The 16,677-nt window shown below is 58.5% G+C and carries 15 protein-coding genes; 4 read left to right on the top strand and 11 right to left on the bottom strand.

Going from position 1 to position 16,677, the window contains the following annotated elements; translation table 11 throughout:
- Nucleotides 1-355 precede the first annotated feature (355 nt).
- Entirely contained in the window at nucleotides 356-1,588 is a 1,233-nt protein-coding gene (locus tag AC1DUB_RS24945; protein WP_477731838.1) for a M24 family metallopeptidase, read from the top strand.
- Nucleotides 1,589-2,560: 972 nt separating this feature from the next.
- Here the strand turns inward: AC1DUB_RS24945 and AC1DUB_RS24940 are convergent.
- The 3 genes from AC1DUB_RS24940 to AC1DUB_RS24930 all read right to left on the bottom strand — a co-directional run bounded on the left by AC1DUB_RS24940 (nucleotide 2,561) and on the right by AC1DUB_RS24930 (nucleotide 5,840).
- Nucleotides 2,561-2,959, bottom strand: a complete 399-nt coding sequence (locus AC1DUB_RS24940) for a carbon-nitrogen hydrolase family protein (protein WP_477731837.1) — start codon at nucleotides 2,957-2,959, stop codon at nucleotides 2,561-2,563.
- Nucleotides 2,960-3,339: 380 nt separating this feature from the next.
- Nucleotides 3,340-4,368, bottom strand: coding sequence for an ABC transporter substrate-binding protein (locus AC1DUB_RS24935; protein ID WP_477731836.1), 1,029 nt, complete (start codon nucleotides 4,366-4,368; stop codon nucleotides 3,340-3,342).
- Nucleotides 4,369-4,901: 533 nt separating this feature from the next.
- Nucleotides 4,902-5,840, bottom strand: a complete 939-nt coding sequence (locus AC1DUB_RS24930) for a carbon-nitrogen hydrolase family protein (protein ID WP_477731835.1) — start codon at nucleotides 5,838-5,840, stop codon at nucleotides 4,902-4,904.
- 183 nt (nucleotides 5,841-6,023) lie between these two features.
- Here AC1DUB_RS24930 and AC1DUB_RS24925 point away from each other — a divergent pair, with 183 nt between their 5' ends.
- Entirely contained in the window at nucleotides 6,024-6,767 is a 744-nt protein-coding gene (locus AC1DUB_RS24925; RefSeq protein ID WP_477731834.1) for a TrmB family transcriptional regulator, read from the top strand.
- A 26-nt stretch (nucleotides 6,768-6,793) separates the two neighbouring features.
- Here the strand turns inward: AC1DUB_RS24925 and AC1DUB_RS24920 are convergent, their stop codons facing one another.
- From AC1DUB_RS24920 to AC1DUB_RS24895, 6 genes are all read right to left on the bottom strand, one after another.
- Nucleotides 6,794-7,759 (bottom strand): tripartite tricarboxylate transporter substrate binding protein, encoded by a 966-nt coding sequence (locus tag AC1DUB_RS24920; protein WP_477731833.1) that lies wholly within the window; start codon nucleotides 7,757-7,759, stop codon nucleotides 6,794-6,796.
- Nucleotides 7,760-7,864: 105 nt separating this feature from the next.
- Entirely contained in the window at nucleotides 7,865-9,724 is a 1,860-nt protein-coding gene (locus AC1DUB_RS24915) for a dipeptide ABC transporter ATP-binding protein (RefSeq protein WP_477731832.1), read from the bottom strand.
- Entirely contained in the window at nucleotides 9,721-11,241 is a 1,521-nt protein-coding gene (gene argH / locus AC1DUB_RS24910; RefSeq protein WP_477731831.1) for an argininosuccinate lyase, read from the bottom strand. The genes AC1DUB_RS24915 and argH overlap by 4 nt, the downstream gene beginning before the upstream one ends.
- A gap of 29 nt (nucleotides 11,242-11,270) precedes the next feature.
- Nucleotides 11,271-12,836 (bottom strand): glutathione ABC transporter substrate-binding protein, encoded by a 1,566-nt coding sequence (locus tag AC1DUB_RS24905; protein WP_477731830.1) that lies wholly within the window; start codon nucleotides 12,834-12,836, stop codon nucleotides 11,271-11,273.
- Nucleotides 12,837-12,921: 85 nt separating this feature from the next.
- Nucleotides 12,922-13,854 (bottom strand): ABC transporter permease, encoded by a 933-nt coding sequence (locus AC1DUB_RS24900; RefSeq protein WP_477731829.1) that lies wholly within the window; start codon nucleotides 13,852-13,854, stop codon nucleotides 12,922-12,924.
- Nucleotides 13,820-14,743, bottom strand: coding sequence for an ABC transporter permease (locus tag AC1DUB_RS24895; RefSeq protein WP_477731828.1), 924 nt, complete (start codon nucleotides 14,741-14,743; stop codon nucleotides 13,820-13,822). The genes AC1DUB_RS24900 and AC1DUB_RS24895 overlap by 35 nt, the downstream gene beginning before the upstream one ends.
- Before the next feature lie 229 nt (nucleotides 14,744-14,972).
- Here AC1DUB_RS24895 and AC1DUB_RS24890 point away from each other — a divergent pair, with 229 nt between their 5' ends.
- The gene (locus AC1DUB_RS24890; RefSeq protein WP_477731827.1) at nucleotides 14,973-15,878 is read left to right on the top strand and encodes a LysR substrate-binding domain-containing protein; all 906 of its coding nucleotides are present in this window, start codon (nucleotides 14,973-14,975) and stop codon (nucleotides 15,876-15,878) included.
- 30 nt (nucleotides 15,879-15,908) lie between these two features.
- Here the strand turns inward: AC1DUB_RS24890 and AC1DUB_RS24885 are convergent, their stop codons facing one another.
- Nucleotides 15,909-16,169: a hypothetical protein gene (locus AC1DUB_RS24885; RefSeq protein ID WP_477731826.1), complete on the bottom strand. Its 261-nt coding sequence runs from the start codon at nucleotides 16,167-16,169 to the stop codon at nucleotides 15,909-15,911.
- Nucleotides 16,170-16,236: 67 nt separating this feature from the next.
- Nucleotides 16,237-16,413: a DUF3606 domain-containing protein gene (locus AC1DUB_RS24880; protein WP_477731825.1), complete on the bottom strand. Its 177-nt coding sequence runs from the start codon at nucleotides 16,411-16,413 to the stop codon at nucleotides 16,237-16,239.
- A 125-nt stretch (nucleotides 16,414-16,538) separates the two neighbouring features.
- On the opposite strand from AC1DUB_RS24880, the gene AC1DUB_RS24875 reads away from it, so the two are divergent.
- Nucleotides 16,539-16,677: leucine zipper domain-containing protein (locus AC1DUB_RS24875; RefSeq protein ID WP_477731859.1), on the top strand; the 139-nt coding region annotated here is incomplete at its 3' end.

The following is a 16,677-nucleotide window of genomic DNA, read 5'->3' as shown; positions in this document are numbered from 1 at the left end:
GGCCGCTCTCGGCGCCGAGGGCTGGGAGTCGTAAAGTCGCCGCCCATTGACTTGCCAGTCGATGCCAGCACCGTGGGACAACCTCTCTAGAACTCTTCGAGATGCCAATCAGGCGAAGCGCCCGCGTCGATGTCGGACTCTTACGTCAAGAACTGGACACCAGTCGTGGTCATTGATGGACCGAGTTGGAGCTGCGACACGAGCCTCCACCATAAGGTTGATGTATGTGAAGCGCTAGTAATGTGATTGGACGGGGCGCATTGCCATCGATAAGCTTCCTACTGTTACCCGCAAGTAGCGGGGACTCAATGCGTGCGTGCTTGACAAAACTTGCATTTCATTTTAGGAGCCACTGATGGAAAACAAACCAACGCCCCCCAACGTTACGCCCCGACTGGTGGCAGGAACTCGGCCCCCAGCCCCTGAAGTTTCATTGGACGAACTAGCGGGTCGCCTGAAGAACATCCGCAAGGAGATGGATGCCGATCAGCTAGATCTCATCGTTCTAACTGATGTCGATAACATTCGGTACTTCACCGATTTTTACTCTCTCACTTGGCATTTCAGCTCGAGGCCATTTTTTCTCCTGGTCACTGCGGCGGACCTGATTCTTGTAGGTGCCCACTATGAAAAGCCGTATGTGGATGGCAGGCCACGCGTGTTTTCTGCGGTCTACTACGACGGCTACCTTGAGGAAGGAGTCGCGCTGGTAGCGGACACGGTTAAAAACAAGTTCAAAGGGAAGGCGCCTAGGAGCGGCATCGACTACGGGACTGAGATGAATGGTCGAGGTGCTCTGTCATTGATCGATGCGTTGCGCGAATCTTCTGCAGGCAAGAGCGTCAAGAGCGCCACGCCCACGCTGTGGCGCGTTCGGCAAATCAAGACGCCATTCGAGGTCGAATTGAAACGTACTGCGTTTGCCATCTGTAATGAGGCATTCGACCAGAGCATCGCCCAAGCCCATATTGGAATTTCCGAAGTCGAGCTGTGGCGGATAATCCAAGCGCAAACCTTCTTGAACGGCGCCGACAGCGCCAACCCGCTTCCAGTCATCTTCAGCAAAGGCGATTTCATGTATGGGCGCCCGCCGACTTCCCGACGTCTGGAGCTGGGACACTACGTGTGGTCAGACTTCCGCGCAACCTATGGCGGGTACCCGGCGGATCGCAATCGAATCGCGCGCGCGGGCGAACCTGAGCCGTGGGAACTGAAGGCCTACACAGAGGTCCGTGAGCTCACGCTCGAGCGTTGCCGATCTGTGCGCCCGGGAATGACGTGCGCGGAGTTCTATCATGAGACCATGAAGAAGTGGGCGCCGTATATGGTCGGTAACAAGTTTTCCTTGCACGCCTCTGGGTCGAAGTCAGTTAGGTTCGGGCACTCTGGTGGAATGGGACTTGTTGAATTGCCTAACCTCGGACCGATGGATCACACGGCTATCCGCCCCGGCATGATCCTGCACATCGAGCCAAAGCTTGAACGCGATGGCGCTGTCTTCCAGTTCGAGGAAGTTATCCATGTCCTAGAGGAAGGTGTCGAGTTCGTGACGCCGCTTTGTCCGGAGACCATTCCAATCATTAGTTGAGCGGGTGGGCGTCGTGACACGATCGGATGGATCTCTGGCACGACGCCCACGCCCTCGGCAAAATTCGCAGCGAAGTGGCCAATGTCCCCTATATCGGGTGATGTTGGAGGCAGCTGATCTGAAAGACGAACGGTAAGAGGTCTTCTGACTCGCGTGACCGGCAGACGACATCCTGAAGGCGGTCAATGGGCGCCTAACTCGGAGATGCATCAAACCAAGAGGGGCAGTCGGTGGTTCCCATACTGGGGGACGCGGACAGGCTGGTGCTCATGGTGACCACTACGGCGGCCAACGACGCGGAGGTCGACCAAGCGGCCGACCTGCTGCATGACAAGGCAAAACAAGTCTGACCCGAGTCCGGCTAACGGGGCGCTGCACTGCAGGTGGATCGCGAAGATCTGGAGTGGCAGATTGCAGCCCAGCCAGGCGGCATCGCCAAGTTGCCTGAAGGTCGGGCCCAAACAAAGGTTCGTAAGGCCGAGCACCGCAAGGCCAGTAATGCGCGCGAAAGCGGAGCATCCGTTCGTGTCATCGAGCCAGTTCGGCCTGTGAAGGTGAGATTCTGCGTGCTGGCAACACAGCGCACGTGGTCACCCCGTTCGCACTGTTGGACCTTTGAATGATGCGCAAGCAGTTGATGGTGACGACGGTGGTGGTCCTTTCCGAAGCGGCGTGAGGCGAGGACATAAGGCCACAACTGTCTGAAATCGCCGATCGGAAGCGACACTTCGTGGTAAAGCGCCAATTCGATGCGCACGCCGTGCGCTCGAATCGGCCTTGTTGAGACCTTCCCTAGTGCATCGCACCATTGAGTCCGAGCAATCTGCCACGGTGGATGCGGCTCCAGGCCACCTTGGGTCAAAGACCCGCGGGGAGACACGAGGAACTAGTCAATCGCGCTTGAGCGCTGCATTGCAACTGCGACTCAAAGCAGGATTGACAAGTCGTGCGCTTGCTACTCGCACCGCTCATCTACCACTCATCCCACGGCCTGTACGGCTGCTCGTAGAAGCCTGGCGCTTGAGCGATATGCACCATCTTCGAGATGCCCGCTATCCTGCCGTCTTGATCGATCATGAAGGAGGCGTCAAACCGCTGCGAGCATGCTCCGAAGTACAGGTTCGGTACCGACCAAATGCCGAGTTCTCTCGACGTCTTCTGGAACGCGACAAGTCGCTCGTCATCGACGCCGACCAGACGGCGACTTGCGTCACGGCCTTCGTACTGGGGGAAGAAGGGGCTCAGGCAAAGCTCAGGAAACACCACGAGCTGTGCGCCGATCTCGGCGGATTGGCGCATGAGCGACAAGGCTGTTCCGAGGTTCTCATCAACGATTTCGCTTAAAGCGTACTGAGCGAGCGCGAGCCGCATTTCATTTCCTTGCTACTCTTGTCCACTGCTTCCTGCCGTGCGGGATGTCCGCAACGACGAGAGTCTGGCGACACAAGTCGTCGATTACTCTGCGCCGGCGCCCGTGTCATCGGACCGCGCCAGCAATCCTTCTACCGTTTCGGACTCCAAGCCCAGTTCTGGAATCAAGTCGGTCCCCATTGAAAAGTCCTCACCGGTTACGAGACTTGCAGCGTCGTTATCTTTCCCCAGCCCGAAGGGCCGAGAAGGCATACAAACTCACCTTTGGCTACGGAAAGACTGAACTTATCGACGACGACGCTTTCGCCATACTGCTTCGTCAGACCTTGAAGCTCAAGAAATGCCATGTCGTAATACCCAAACTCCACGGCGCTCTCCGCTCAGCGCTCAACCTCGCGGTTCCACCGTTTGTTCCACTCAGGGAGCTGCTTATTGATAGCGGACCAATCCACGGGAACGAGTGTCTTGGTCTGTTCAGGGCCGTAGACCACCTTTCGCGCGACTTCGGGCTCGAGCCTAACCTTGGAGTTGACGGGGCCGAACGCAGCGTACTTGGCTAGGTTCGCCTGTGTATCTGGCGACAGGATATATTCCAGGAATTGCTCCGCGAACTTGGGCTGCGGCGCGCCGTTGACCACGCACACTGTATTCAAGCCCAGCCTCGCGCCTTCCTTGGGGTAGACGAACGCAACCGGCGCTCCCTGATCGAAGGCCATCTGCCCGCGTATGTTGGACCATGCGACCAGCGCGGCCTCACCGCTTTGGAGCTGCTGCGCAATGTTGGCGTTCGAACCTTCCCAGTTGAGTGCGTTCGGGGACACTTTCTTGGCCATGACGGCAAAGCCCGGTTCGATGTTTGTTTCGCTGCCGCCATTGGCGCGCGCAAGCATCACCAGCGCCTCGATGCCGTAGCCAACCGTCGACCCCGCTATCACTTTGCCCTTGAACTTAGGGTCGCCAAGGTCGTTCCACGATGTCGGAGCCGCCCAGCCGTTCTTGGCGAAGACCGCCGTGTTGTAGACTAGGCCAGTGGCGTAGAAGCCGTAGCCCACTGCCGTGCCCCCAGGCATACGGGCGTTGGGATAGAGGTCATTGAGTACCGGCAAGGCGGGCAATGGTGCGCACAGGTTCTGATCCACCGCACGGGTCATCGGTCCGCTGTCAATCAAGACGATCGAAAGGTCCTGGCGACCCTTTTGCGCAATCAGCTTGGCCACTGTGTCGCTCGAGTTCCCTACCACGTAGACCACTTTGGCACCGGTTCGGGCTTCGAAGGGAGGAATGATCTTTTCCTCGTAGGCCTTTTGGAGCGTACCCCCAGCCCCCCCGACGTAGAGCGTCTCCGCGCCAAGCACCGCAAAGGGCGCGAACAAGATAGATAGTGTCAGAACAATAGGAGTGGTACGCATGATTGTCTCCGTGTTAAAAAAGTGGCTGGTTTTGTCTTAAGGATCAAGAGCTTTTTAGGACTGAGGCGAAGTTTGCAAAGATTGGCTTTCCGTGTTGACAGTTGATCAACTGCTGTATCGGCCTTTACCATTGAAGCGGCTGCTACGTCATGGTGCCCCCCCCCCGCGCACGTATACCGCGGCCCCCGCATTGATCGGCAAAGCGGCTGGACACGACGCAGATTGATTTCGGATTACTCCCATGCAAGCGCAAACACCAGCTTTCATATAAAGATATCCTCGAAGCTTCTATGCCAAGGATTGTCCGATTGCCGAGGTATTCATGTCCAATCAGAATTGACGTGGCATTCATACCAAAATGTAATGTCGGCATGGTTGGTGCATGCGCATGGTCATTTCCAGTCTTGATGCGCCTGCACTGTCACGTGGATTAAGGCCGTTTTATTGTTCAATCGCAGGTGGCCGGAATTTGGCTTTGAAAATCGATCAACTGCCACGACAGCAGCCTTCACAGTTGACGAATGGCGGCTGTGTCATGAGGTGCCCCCGTGCGTGAGGACAGGTACTTTGGGGCGGCCGTCGACGTCCAGGCGGAAGACGTCGGGCCTTGCATAGTGTCCCGCGACATCAAAGTCGAATTTGCCGCGGACGATCTGCCGCATGTCCAGCTCGGCGGTCAGGATGGTCTCGCCGTTAAAATCGGGGCCGGCCAGCACCTGGCCCAGTGGGTCGACGATGACGCTACCCCCTCGCATTAGCACATGGTCCGGATCGTCACTGATGTGGTTGTGCATGCCGGCCGGGAAGTCGGCGCGTGTCAGGAACTGACAAGCTGACAACACATAGCAGCGACCTTCCAAGGCGATGTGACGCATCGTCGAAGTCCAGCACTCACGGTCATCGGCCGTCGGCGCGCAGTACAAAGCGATGCGTTGGCCGTACATTGCCATGCGCATCATGGGCATGTAGTTTTCCCAGCAGATCACCGCACCTAGTTTCCCCCACGGCGTATCGACCGTAGTTAGTGTCGAGCCATCGCCGAAGCCCCAGCACAGGCGCTCGACGCCTGTGGGCATCAACTTGCGGTGCTTGCCGAGCAGCGAACCGTCCGGTCCGAGGAACACTGCGGTGCAGTACAGCGTGCTGCCGTCGCGCTCGATAACGCCGATCGTGACGAACATCCCGGCTTGGCGCGCCGCCGCGCCCAGCGCTTCCGTCTCCTTGCCGGGGACATCGATGGCGCCCTCCCAATAGGAGGCAAATTCCTCCCGGCCTTTGGCGGTGCGCCCACCGAAGAAGCTCCCGAAGCGTGCTCCATGCGGATAACCCCCGAGGAACGCCTCGGGAAAGACGGCGAGTTGCGCGCCGCGCGCGCCGCATTCAAGGATTAGCGACACGGCTTTGTCGACCGTAGCTGCGGTGTTGCCGCCGACGACTGCAGCTTGGACAACACAAGCTTTCAGAGACTGCATTTGATTTCCTTATTGAAGACTTTTGCAAGAGATCCAAGTCTAGAAGTCATCGGAAAGCATTGTCAACGTATATCGACACTCATTGTTGATGTCGATTTTTTTCGACATCAATATCACTTACAATAACCCTAGGAATTGCGACAATAATGTTGTCGAAATATCTCGACAAGGAGTTGAAAAATGATGGACAAACTCTCAGCCGTGGGCCTGGACGACAAGGAGATCAAGTTCTACCTCGCGGCGCTCGAGTTGGGCGCGGCGCCGGTGACTGCGGTAGCCAATCGCGCCGGAGTCACTAGAACGAACGGCTACGACCTACTGCAGCGCCTCGAAAAGCGCGGCCTGCTTGCTCAAATCAACAGCGAGGAAGGCGTGAGGCAAGTCGTTCCGAGCGACCCTGGCGTACTGATCCGCGACTGGGAGCGGACACGGGTCATGCTGAACGACCTCGTGCCTGAACTACGCTCGCTGTTCAACAGCAGCCCACGAAAGCCACGCATCAAGTTCCATGAAGGCGTCGATGGCATCCAGCGGGCCATCTGGGCACACCTCGAATGCCGCTCTAAGCTCCTGCTCGGCATCCTATCTATGCAGGAGTTGATGGAAGTCCCCGGCTCCGCTTGGATGGACAAGTTCATCGCCGAGCGGGTTCGCAGAGGCATCAGGCTCGAAGTGGTCCGCTCCCATTCGCGCGAAACCAAGACAGTGTGGCCCGCCAGCGCCGACGAGATGCGGGAGCTGCGTTATGCGCCGCCTGGAGTGGATCTGGGTATGACGGTATACATCAGCGACGAGATGGTGACCTACGTCTCGTCCAAGTCTGAGAACTATGCCCTGACCATCGAAAGCCTCGAACTAGCTTCACTGCAAAAGGCCCTGCTTCAGTCGCTGTGGGCCGTGTCTCAGCCGAGCCACACGAACATATAGTAATTTGCAGCCAACCCGCTAACAAATTAATCCACAGTTGCACCAGAACTGCGCACCAGTTTTGCCCACTTCTCAGTATCCGATTGAATACGCTTAGTGAATTCTTCCCGCGTCGAGACAAGTGGGGTAGCACCCTGCAGGGTAAGTTTCTCAACCATTGCTTTATCTCGTGCGATACGCGAAATTTCATTCGAAAGCTTGACCAGAATTTCCTTTGGTAGATCCTTTGGCCCTAGGACACCAGACCACACATTTACGGTGTACCCCGGCACTCCTGCTTCAATCATTGTCGGTACGTCGGGCAGTACCGGAGACCTTGTCGTGCTCGTAACAGCTAGCGGACGCAGTTTTCCAGCTTTGATCCCCTGCACCGATCCTGGAAGATTGTCGAACATCAGCTGAATCTGATTTCCCAACAAATCAGTCATCGCGGGTCCGCTACCCTTGTAAGGTACGTGCGAAAAAGTAGCTCCCGTCATCGATTTGAACAACTCGCCCGAAAGATGGTTGGTAGTTCCATTGCCGGCCGACCCCATGAACAGGCTGGTGGGATGCTTCTTCGAATAGTCGATTAATTCTTTAACCGACTTAACCGGAACCACTGGATTGACCACCAATACGTTTGGAACAGTCGCGAACGTTGCGATGGGGGTGAAGTCCTTCTTGGAATCGTATGGCAAGTTCTTATACAGCGACGCATTGATTGCCAGGCCAATTCCTCCGAACAACAACGTGTATCCATCCGCCGCCGACTTGGCCACGATATCTGTACCGAGAGTGCCGCCTGCGCCTGCACGATTGTCCACAATCACCTGTTGTCCAAGCGATTCGGACAGACGGCTGGCCAGCAGGCGGCCAAGATTGTCGGTGGTTCCCCCTGGAGGAAATGGAACGATCAAACGGATCGGCTTCGTTGGATAGCTTTCCGCACAAGCGGCTGTGGCGGCCAATGCAATGAACAGGCTTGTAACTAACCTAGAAATTTTCGTCATGATGTAGATTCCAGTGAAGGTTGAAGGAATGTGACAGTAATCGGTGCTATTGACTACTCAGCGCTGATCAGAAGTACCACAACGTGTAGCGCTTGTCTGAACCGCTCAAGCTGCCATCAACGCTTCGTGAGCTACAAAATGGCCGGGTGCGATCTCGTCGAGGCTTAGCTCGGGTGGCACATAGTGCAGGCCATGTATGGGACTCGGAATTTCACCGTCCATCATGTGGCGCAGGTTGCGGCGTTCTGGGTCCGCCACCGGAACGGCGGACAGCAACTTGCGAGTGTAGGGATGGCGAGGGTTTTCGAAGATCTGGCGACGGGTGCCAATCTCCACGATGCGCCCAAGGTACATCACAGCCACCCGGTGGCTCACGCGCTCAACCACAGCCAGGTCGTGCGAGATAAACAGAAAGGCAATCCCCAATTCGCGTTGCAGATCCTGCATAAGGTTGATGACCTGAGCTTGAATGGATACGTCAAGTGCGGAAACCGACTCATCGGCCACGATCAGGCGTGGCGAAAGGGCCAACGCTCGCGCGATACAGATGCGTTGGCGCTGCCCGCCCGAGAACTCGTGTGGGTAGCGGTGCGCATGCTGCGGTAGCAAGCCAACCTTGCGCAACAGTTCACCAGCCCTGCGACGACCCTCCTCCCCGGATGCAATGTTGTGTACCTTCAGCGGCTCAAGCAGTGAGTCTTCGATGGTGCGGCGCGGATCGAGCGATGCGTAGGGGTCCTGGAACACCATCTGCACCTCTCGACGAAGGCCCTTGAGCCTGCTGCCGGTCATGCTGCCGATGGACTGCCCGTTGAACTCGATCTGCCCGCCTTGTGTGTGCAGCAGGCGCGCTACCGCACGGGCTGTGGTCGATTTTCCGCAGCCTGATTCACCGACCAATGCCAGTGTTTCTCCAGCGAACAGGTCAAAGCTCACATCCTCTACCGCATGGACACGGCGCTGCACGCGGCCGAGAATGCCGCCGCGCAAGTCGTAACGGGTCACCAGATTACGCACACGCAACAAGGGTGGGTGGTCGTAATTTGGCGTAGATGCATCCGGTGGAAAGCCCGACGGGGCAACGGTCTGAACTACCTCGCCCGTGCCGGCCTCGATCAAAGGAAATTTCGCTGGAAAATCGGTACCCTGCATGGCGCCGAGCCTGGGCACTGCAGCCAACAGACTTCGCGTGTATGGATGCCGGGGCCGCCCAAATATGGCTCCTACCGAGCCGCGCTCGACTGTCTCGCCGTTGCGCATGACCATCACCTCGTCGGCGATCTCAGCCACGACACCCATGTCGTGAGTGATGAAAACTACGCCCATATCCAGGTCATCCTGGAGCCCGCGGATGATCTGCAGGATTTGCGACTGCACGGTCACGTCCAGGGCCGTGGTTGGTTCATCGGCAATGAGCAATGTGGGTTCACAGGCCAGCGCCATCGCGATCATGATTCGCTGGCGCATGCCGCCGGAAAGCTGGTGCGGGTAGCGACCCATCACCTGCTTGGCATCGGGGATTCTCACGAGATCCAACATGCGCAGCGCGCGGGCAAGCGTGGCCGCACGGCCACCGGGTTGGTGCAAGCGGATGGCCTCCAAAATTTGGTCGCCCACCTTGAAAACCGGGTTCAAAGAGGTCATGGGCTCCTGGAAGATCATGGCCATGTCGGCGCCCCGCAGGCGACGGAGTTGGGATTCGGGCGCCTCCATCAGATCGACCACCCCATGATGGCGGGTGCGCAGCTGCATCTGCCCGGAGGCGATGCGACCGCCACCCAGTTCTACCAGACGCATGATTGCCAGCGAAGTCACCGATTTGCCCGAGCCCGACTCGCCAACGATGGCCAGTGTCTTTCCGCGCGTCACCTCGAAAGAGACATCGCGCACCGCCATGGGGTTGCCGGCGTCGCCGCAAAAGGCCACGCTCAGGTTCTGCACCCGAGCGACGAGGTCAGCGTTCATACAGTTTCCACGGCAGCAACAAGCCGACCGACGGCCTGGTTCAGTTCGCTCTGAGCCCGTGCCAGGCGGGCGCGCGCCTCCTCCACCCAGCGCTTGTCGGCAACACGTTCGCTCTGCGCATGCGCCAGCAGACGAGCGACCTGTAGCGGCCCTACGCTGCCATCAGTAACGCGGGTTTCGACAAAGCGCCTCGGGTCAAGCGCATCGCGTACGGCCTCATCGCCGAGCTTGAGCTCAAGGCCAGCGGTCTCCAGCGCAGCCTCATCGAGCAGTGCGCTGGTCAAATCGGCCGGTGCGATGCCTTGCGCTATGCAGTTGCGCACGACACGCGCCACGATGTGATGCACTTGGCGAAACGAAAGGCCGCGCTCGCGTACGATCACATCGGCAAGGTTACTGGCCGTACACCAGCTGCCGCTGAGTGATTCGGCCATACGGTCGTCATGCACGATCAGCGTCTCGATTACCCCGGTGAAGAGGTCAAGCATGCCTTCAGTGGTTGCGAGTGCCTCATCGATCAATGGCAGTTCGCGCATGGCTTGATCACCCGTTCCCTCCGCACGGAAGGTGGCCAGCGCGGTGGCCAGCCAGGTTACGGCCGAGCCGGCGGCCTTTTTAATGGTTTCAAGGCCTGCCGGATTTTTCTTCTGGGGAAAGATGCTGCTTGTGCCGCAGTAGCTGTCGTCGCTTTCGACCAAGCCGAACTCTGTACTGGACCAAAGGTGCAGATCGGTTGCCAGGTCGTTGAGGTCCGCCATGACAAAGGCCAGAGCACCGATGGCCTCGGCGGCGTAGTAGGCCTCGCGTCCCAGCTTGGAGTTTTCCACCAGCCCATCAAAGCCCAGCAGTGCGGTGGTGCGCATGCGGTTCAGTGGCCAGGAGGTTCCAGCCAGGCCGACCGCACCCAGCGGGTTGCGGTTGACACGGCCATACGCCTGGGCCAGCCGTTCGAAGCTGTCGTGCAGCCGCGAGCTGAAGCTCAGCAGGTAGTGGCCGAAGACCCAGGGCTGCGCATGTTGAAGATGGGTGTAACCGGGCATGATGGTGCGAGCATGGCGCCGCGCCTGCTGGGCGATGGCGTCCTGCAGGCCGTTGAGCTGGTCCATCACATCGAGCATGCGGTTGCGCTTGTAAAGCCGCCGGACGGTGGCGCCCTGGTCGATACGGCTACGGCCGGTGTGCATCTGCCCGCCTACGTCCTCGCCGATTTCCGCAAAGAGGTAGGACTCGATCTGCAGCAGGAAACTGCCCTTGCGAACGTCCGTGGGAAAGTCAGCCGGTTCCATGCGGCGGATCGCAAGCAGCTGCTGAAGGATGGCGCGGCCGGCTGCTGTTGAGATGATGCCTTCCTCCACCAGCATGGTGGTGTGCGCCATGTCGACTGCGACAAATTCCTGGAACTGTTTCTTCTCGCGCTCCAGGCCTGGCAGGTCGTGGTATTTGATCAGCCGTGCGGCCGGGGGAGCGCTCAACCGGGCTTCGGTCAGCAGGGTTTCATGAAGGGTGGTGGATGTCATCGGGACTTTGAAAGTTGGCGTCAAGTGGGTTAGCGGGTGACAGTTGCGTTGTTAAATTCGACGATCTCGTCGCTGTAGACGGTCAGACCCTTGACGCCCTTGCGTTGACCGATGAGCTGAACCTGGTCAAACAGCGGTATCGTGTTGGGTTCGAGCTCCCAGACGACGCGCTGGACGTCGCCGTACGTCGCCATGCGTTTGTCGTAGTTCATCTCGCCGGCAGCTTTGGCCAGCAGGCCGTCGACCATCGGATTGGAGTAGCCGGTGAGGTTGGACGGGTCGCCCGTGCTCAGTTTGCGGCGCAGGCGGATATCCGCATTCGGGATGCCGGTACCCAGCAGCCACATGTTGGCGCCGTTGCTTCCCTTGCCCGTACCCTTGCCGGGCTCGGCGCGGTACAGCTCCTTCTGGTAGGTGGCCCACTCCCAGACCTTGAACTCCGTCTTCAGACCGACGGCGTTGAGGTAGCCCTGCACGGCTTCGGCGGCGGCACGATCCTTTGTGTAACGGCCCGAGGGAGTCCACATGGTCACGACACCGGGGTACCCACCAGGGAATGCTGCCTTCAGCAGGCGGCGCGCCTCGTCCGGGTTGTACTTGTAAGCCGGGAATATGCGGCGAGCCTGCGTTCCCTCTGGAAAGGGGCTGACGGGAACGCGGCCATAGCCCAGCAGAATCTTGTCGACGATGGCTTGGCGGTCGATGGCCACATTCACCGCCTTGCGTACACGCACGTCGTCAAAGGGGGGCTTGGTGACATTAAGCTCGAAGAACACCTGAAAGGCACTAGGGGCTTGTTGCAGCACCATTTTGTCGCTGCCCTTGAAGTCACCTGTGAGTTCCGGCGCAATGTTCGCGGCAACGTCCGCGTTTCCGGTCTTCAGCTCGATCACGCGCGCAGCATTCTCCGGCACGGGACGAAACACCAGCCGGTCTGTTTTCCCGGGAGTGCCGAAGTAGTCGGGATTGCGCACAATCTCGGCGCGTTCATTGGGTATCCAGCTTTTGAATACATAGGGTCCCGTACCCACGGGGTTGCGGCCATAGGCCCGGCCACGCTTTTCGATGGCTGTGGGACTGCTGATGGATGCCCATTCCTCGGTCAGAATCTCAAGCAGTGTGGGCGACGGTTCCTTGGTGGCAATGGTCACGACGTAGGTGCTCGGGGCCTCTACCGTCTCAATAGCAGCGTAGTAGGACCGGTTCGGCGAACCCAGTTCGGGACTGCGCAAACGGTCCAGGTTGAACTTGACAGCCGCCGCGTCCAGTGGCGTCCCATCATGGAATTTCACTCCTTTGCGAAGATTGAAAGTCCAGACCTTCCCGTCAGCAGAGACGTTCCATGACTCCGCAAGGTCAGGCACGATCTTCTTGAAGCCGGGGCCGTCCCAGCTCACCAATTTATTAAAAATATGCGTGATGACGATTTGCGAGGGGGTGCTACGGCTCACGGCTGGATCGAGCGTGTCAATCTCTGTGCCTTGGACATAAGTCAAGCTGGTTTCAACCGCAGCATGGCTGGCACCGCCGAGCAGCATCAGGGCAAGGCCCGCGGCGGTGAGCGGACGGGTGACGGACGGAAAACTGTGGCGCATGGAAGGTACTCCGGAGTTTGGAAGGCAGTGACGGCTGCGAGATTGGATTCAGTCTTGGAGCGTGAAGGATCGATCTGACGGGATTTCAGCGCCGCGACTGCCGCGATCGCGGATCCACGTAATCCCGCAGCGCGTCGCCGACCAGGTTGAAGCTCAGGATCACGATGAACAGCGCACAACCAGGTGCAAGCAACACATGCGGGTGACTGGTGAGATGGGCCCGGGAGTTGGCGATCATGGCGCCCCACTCAGGAATTGGCGGCGGTGGACCCAGACCGAGAAAGCTCAGTCCGGAGCCAATCAAAATGGCCTCGGCCAGTGAGGTCGTGGCCTGCACGATGATGAGGGATCCGATATTGGGGATGATGTGGCTCAGGATCAGTCGCAGGTCGCCCACACCTATGGATCGCGACGCAAGCACGAACTCGCGCTCCTTGAGCGCCCGCACCGGCGCTGCGAAGAAGCGCACATAAATCGGCATGGTGGAGATAGCGATAGCGGCCGTCAGGCTCATCACGCTATTGCCGGCAACGGCCACCACCATGATGGCCACCAAAGTGCGAGGAAAGGCGATCATGAAGTCCATGAGCCGCATCAGAGTGCCGGTGGCTGCGTTGGCGTAAAAGCCGCAAAGCGCACCGAGAGAAATGCCTACGGCCATACCCATTGCAACGCTGCCGAAGGCAACTGCTAGCGTGATGCGTGCCCCCCAGAGGACACGTCCCAACAGGTCACGCCCAAGTTCATCTGTGCCAAGCCAGAAGGTATTGCCCGGTGCGAGCAGCGCTCGGTCGAGGTTCACCTGCGTGACGGATATCCAATCGAACATCCAGGGCGCAATAGCGGCAGCCGTGAAAATTGCCAACAGAATGGCTAGTGAGACCGAGGCAATCCAGCGGCGCGCACTGAGCAGGTAACGCAGGAAGCCGCCGGCCGGGCGCCGAGTCCTTGCCGTGGTGGTGACAGGCACGTTGGGCTGCACTTCAAGCGTAGGTGATGCGAGGGTCAAGGAATCCATATGCCAGGTCGACGATGAGATTGATGAGAACGACGAGTGCGGCGAAGACCAGGATGGTTCCCTGCACGACACAGATGTCGCGGACCATGATCGCGTCGATCATGTAACGACCCATACCAGGCCAGGCGAATACAGTCTCGACGATGACCGCCCCCCCAAGCAGGCGGCCAAAATCCATGCCGAACGAGGTCACCAGGGGTATTGATGCATTGGATAGGGCATGACGTAACACGATGCGTGGCCGTGCCACCCCCTTGGCATAAGCGGTGCGGATGTAATCCTCCCCCAGCACGTCTAGCATGCTGGAGCGCGCCAACCGAGAGAAAGTAGCTACATACGGTAAACCAAGCGTGATGGCTGGCATCACCAGTTGCTGCCAGCTACCCCGGCCGGTGGGGGGCAACCAGCCCAGCGTGGATGCAAAGACAAGCATCAGCAGAAGGCCCAGGAAGAACCCCGGCATCGAGATGCCGACCACCGCAAGTGCGGTCAAAGCGCTGTCGAGCAGACCGCGCGGCTTGAGTGCAGCCGCGATGCCCAGTGGCACACCAAGTGCCACGGCCAGCAGCATCCCGGCGGTGGCCAGCTCAAGGGTCGCTGGGAGCGTACGTGCGATGCTCTCGGTCACCGGCGCATAGGTCTGAAAGGAGTCCCCGAGGTCGCCTTGCAAGACCACACGCTGGAGGTAGATGAAATACTGCTGATGCAGCGGCTTGTCCAGGCCATAGTTGCGGCGGATTTGCTCGATGTCGGCCTCGGCCGCATCGGGGCCGGCAGCCATGCGCGCCAGGTCACCGGGTATGGCATGCATGACGAAAAAGACGGCCAGAGAGATGCCCGCGAGCATAGGCACGAACAGCAACAGGCGTCGGATCACATAATTGAGCATGAAGTGTTTTCGGAGAGCAGCGGCTCTGGATTTACAGCGGCTGGATCTGCACCATGCAGCCCGATTCCGTGACCGAATGATGACACTCACCCCTCTCACGGCACAACTCCAAATAGGGTTGGACGCACATAAGCAAATGTTATGCTCTGCGCTGATAAACAGCAGCTAACACTGCATTTGATGCGTTGCGGCATCTAGCTGCAGGCACGTCGCTTGCCTTGGAGCAACCATGGAACTCAATCCCCGACAACTCGAAGCTTTCCGCAATGTCATGATGACCGGCAGCATGACCATTGCCGCGGAGCTTCTGAAAGTCAGCCAGCCTGCGGTGAGTCGGCTGATAAAGGATTTGGAGAAGACACTTGCCATACGGCTTTTTCGGCGCGAAGGCAATCGCCTGATCCCAGGCGCGGAGGCACAGCGGCTCTTCCTGGAAGTGGATCGTTTCTATCAAGGTATGGAACAGGTCCAGCGAGTCGCGCAGGATCTGAAATCTGTGCGTATCGGCACACTGCGTATCGCCTCCATGCACACGCTAGGATTGAGCCTTCTCAGTGAGGGAGTTCGGCGATTTTCACTTGCCCGGCCAGGCGTGGTGATTTCACTGGACGTGCGTAATTCGCTTGGAGTCCTTGAGCTCACGGCCGCCCATCAGATTGACATCGGATTCGTCCAGATGATGGGCACCGAATACCCAGGGGTCGACGTATTTCCGCTTCCGAGCGTCCCTGCGGTCTGTGTGCTTCCACGCGGCCATGCGCTGGCGCGCAAAAAGGCAGTAAAAATCACTGACCTGCAGGGTGAATCGCTTATCTCGTTGAGCCGCAACAGTCCGATGCGCATGCGACTGGAAATGGCGCTTGAGGCCGCTGGGGTGACATGCCGGCGTTCGGTGGACACAACGCTCGCGCACTTGGCCTGCAGCATGGTCGCTGGAGGGCTGGGACTCACCGTTGTCGACCCATTTACCGCTGGCCGCCTGCGCGCCCCCTCGGTTGTCTACCGTCCCCTTTTGCCCACCGTTCCGTGTGAGTTTTCCATGGTGCTGCCCGCACATCAGCCGCGCTCCAAGGTGGTGGACGATTTCATCCGGGTGATGAAGGAACTGTTCGACGCTGGTTTTACCTCCACCTGACTCCCGACTGGTCGGTTCTCCTTGCCTCCTTTAGTTCTTGGTACCTTCTTTGCCGGTGTATGGATTGACGTTACCTTTTTGGGAGTAGTTGTCCCGCTTGGTGTGATTAGGATTGGTTGCCCTGCTTGGTTGGACGTGGGTTCCATTTTTTGTAGTGTGGCCCCGCACTGAATGGCTGCTGGAATTTACATGCCCGCTGCCGGAACGGCTACCACCAGAATGGCCGGAACCTTTCGCAAATGCTCCCATCGTCATGGCGCAGCATGCTATCAAAAAAATAGTATTTTTCATCGTTTCCTCCTCGCAAAATCCCACAAACCGCGTGGGTACGGTATAGAGAGCGAACCCCTCCACGCCTTCACTTGCTCAAATGTCGGCGCACGTTAACCGCCATAACGCCAACTGCGACAACAGCGGCTCGAAGCTGAGTCTCAGTGCATCCAAATTCCTTGCACCAGTAGGCGCGCTCCCAGGCCTCGTTGACGTTCACTCGTGCGCGGTCCGCCGGACCACGGTTTTTTAAGTCATCAGTCATGAATAGCTCCTTCTGGATTCATAAGAGCTCAATTTATCCGCTAGATGTAGTTTCCCAAGAGGTTGTTCACCCGAGGTGAAGGAAGATGGAGGTTCTGACTTCCCAACTTCTTCAGGACTCCCCGGATGAACATCCACAAGAATGCCTCAATGACGCCCAAAGGTCGAGCCCATTTGGTTCAAGAAATTGCCCGGATTGGTCTGAAGCCAGCGGCTGCAGCCGCTGGCTTGAGTCCCCGCACGGCCCGTAAGTGGCGTGGCAGCA

The sequence above is a fragment of the Polaromonas sp. P4_F9 genome, assembly GCF_056401235.1.
This window is presented reverse-complemented; position numbering and strand designations above follow the sequence as displayed.

Coding starts and splice junctions, on each gene's coding strand:
- argH (WP_477731831.1), bottom strand. CDS start 11,241: ATGACATCCACCACCCTTCATGAAACCCTGCTGACCGAAGCCCGGTTG.
- AC1DUB_RS24880 (WP_477731825.1), bottom strand. CDS start 16,413: ATGACTGATGACTTAAAAAACCGTGGTCCGGCGGACCGCGCACGAGTG.
- AC1DUB_RS24920 (WP_477731833.1), bottom strand. CDS start 7,759: ATGACGAAAATTTCTAGGTTAGTTACAAGCCTGTTCATTGCATTGGCC.
- AC1DUB_RS24925 (WP_477731834.1), top strand. CDS start 6,024: ATGGACAAACTCTCAGCCGTGGGCCTGGACGACAAGGAGATCAAGTTC.
- AC1DUB_RS24905 (WP_477731830.1), bottom strand. CDS start 12,836: ATGCGCCACAGTTTTCCGTCCGTCACCCGTCCGCTCACCGCCGCGGGC.
- AC1DUB_RS24940 (WP_477731837.1), bottom strand. CDS start 2,959: ATGCGGCTCGCGCTCGCTCAGTACGCTTTAAGCGAAATCGTTGATGAG.
- AC1DUB_RS24945 (WP_477731838.1), top strand. CDS start 356: ATGGAAAACAAACCAACGCCCCCCAACGTTACGCCCCGACTGGTGGCA.
- AC1DUB_RS24895 (WP_477731828.1), bottom strand. CDS start 14,743: ATGCTCAATTATGTGATCCGACGCCTGTTGCTGTTCGTGCCTATGCTC.
- AC1DUB_RS24900 (WP_477731829.1), bottom strand. CDS start 13,854: ATGGATTCCTTGACCCTCGCATCACCTACGCTTGAAGTGCAGCCCAAC.
- AC1DUB_RS24935 (WP_477731836.1), bottom strand. CDS start 4,368: ATGCGTACCACTCCTATTGTTCTGACACTATCTATCTTGTTCGCGCCC.
- AC1DUB_RS24890 (WP_477731827.1), top strand. CDS start 14,973: ATGGAACTCAATCCCCGACAACTCGAAGCTTTCCGCAATGTCATGATG.
- AC1DUB_RS24915 (WP_477731832.1), bottom strand. CDS start 9,724: ATGAACGCTGACCTCGTCGCTCGGGTGCAGAACCTGAGCGTGGCCTTT.
- AC1DUB_RS24930 (WP_477731835.1), bottom strand. CDS start 5,840: ATGCAGTCTCTGAAAGCTTGTGTTGTCCAAGCTGCAGTCGTCGGCGGC.
- AC1DUB_RS24885 (WP_477731826.1), bottom strand. CDS start 16,169: ATGAAAAATACTATTTTTTTGATAGCATGCTGCGCCATGACGATGGGA.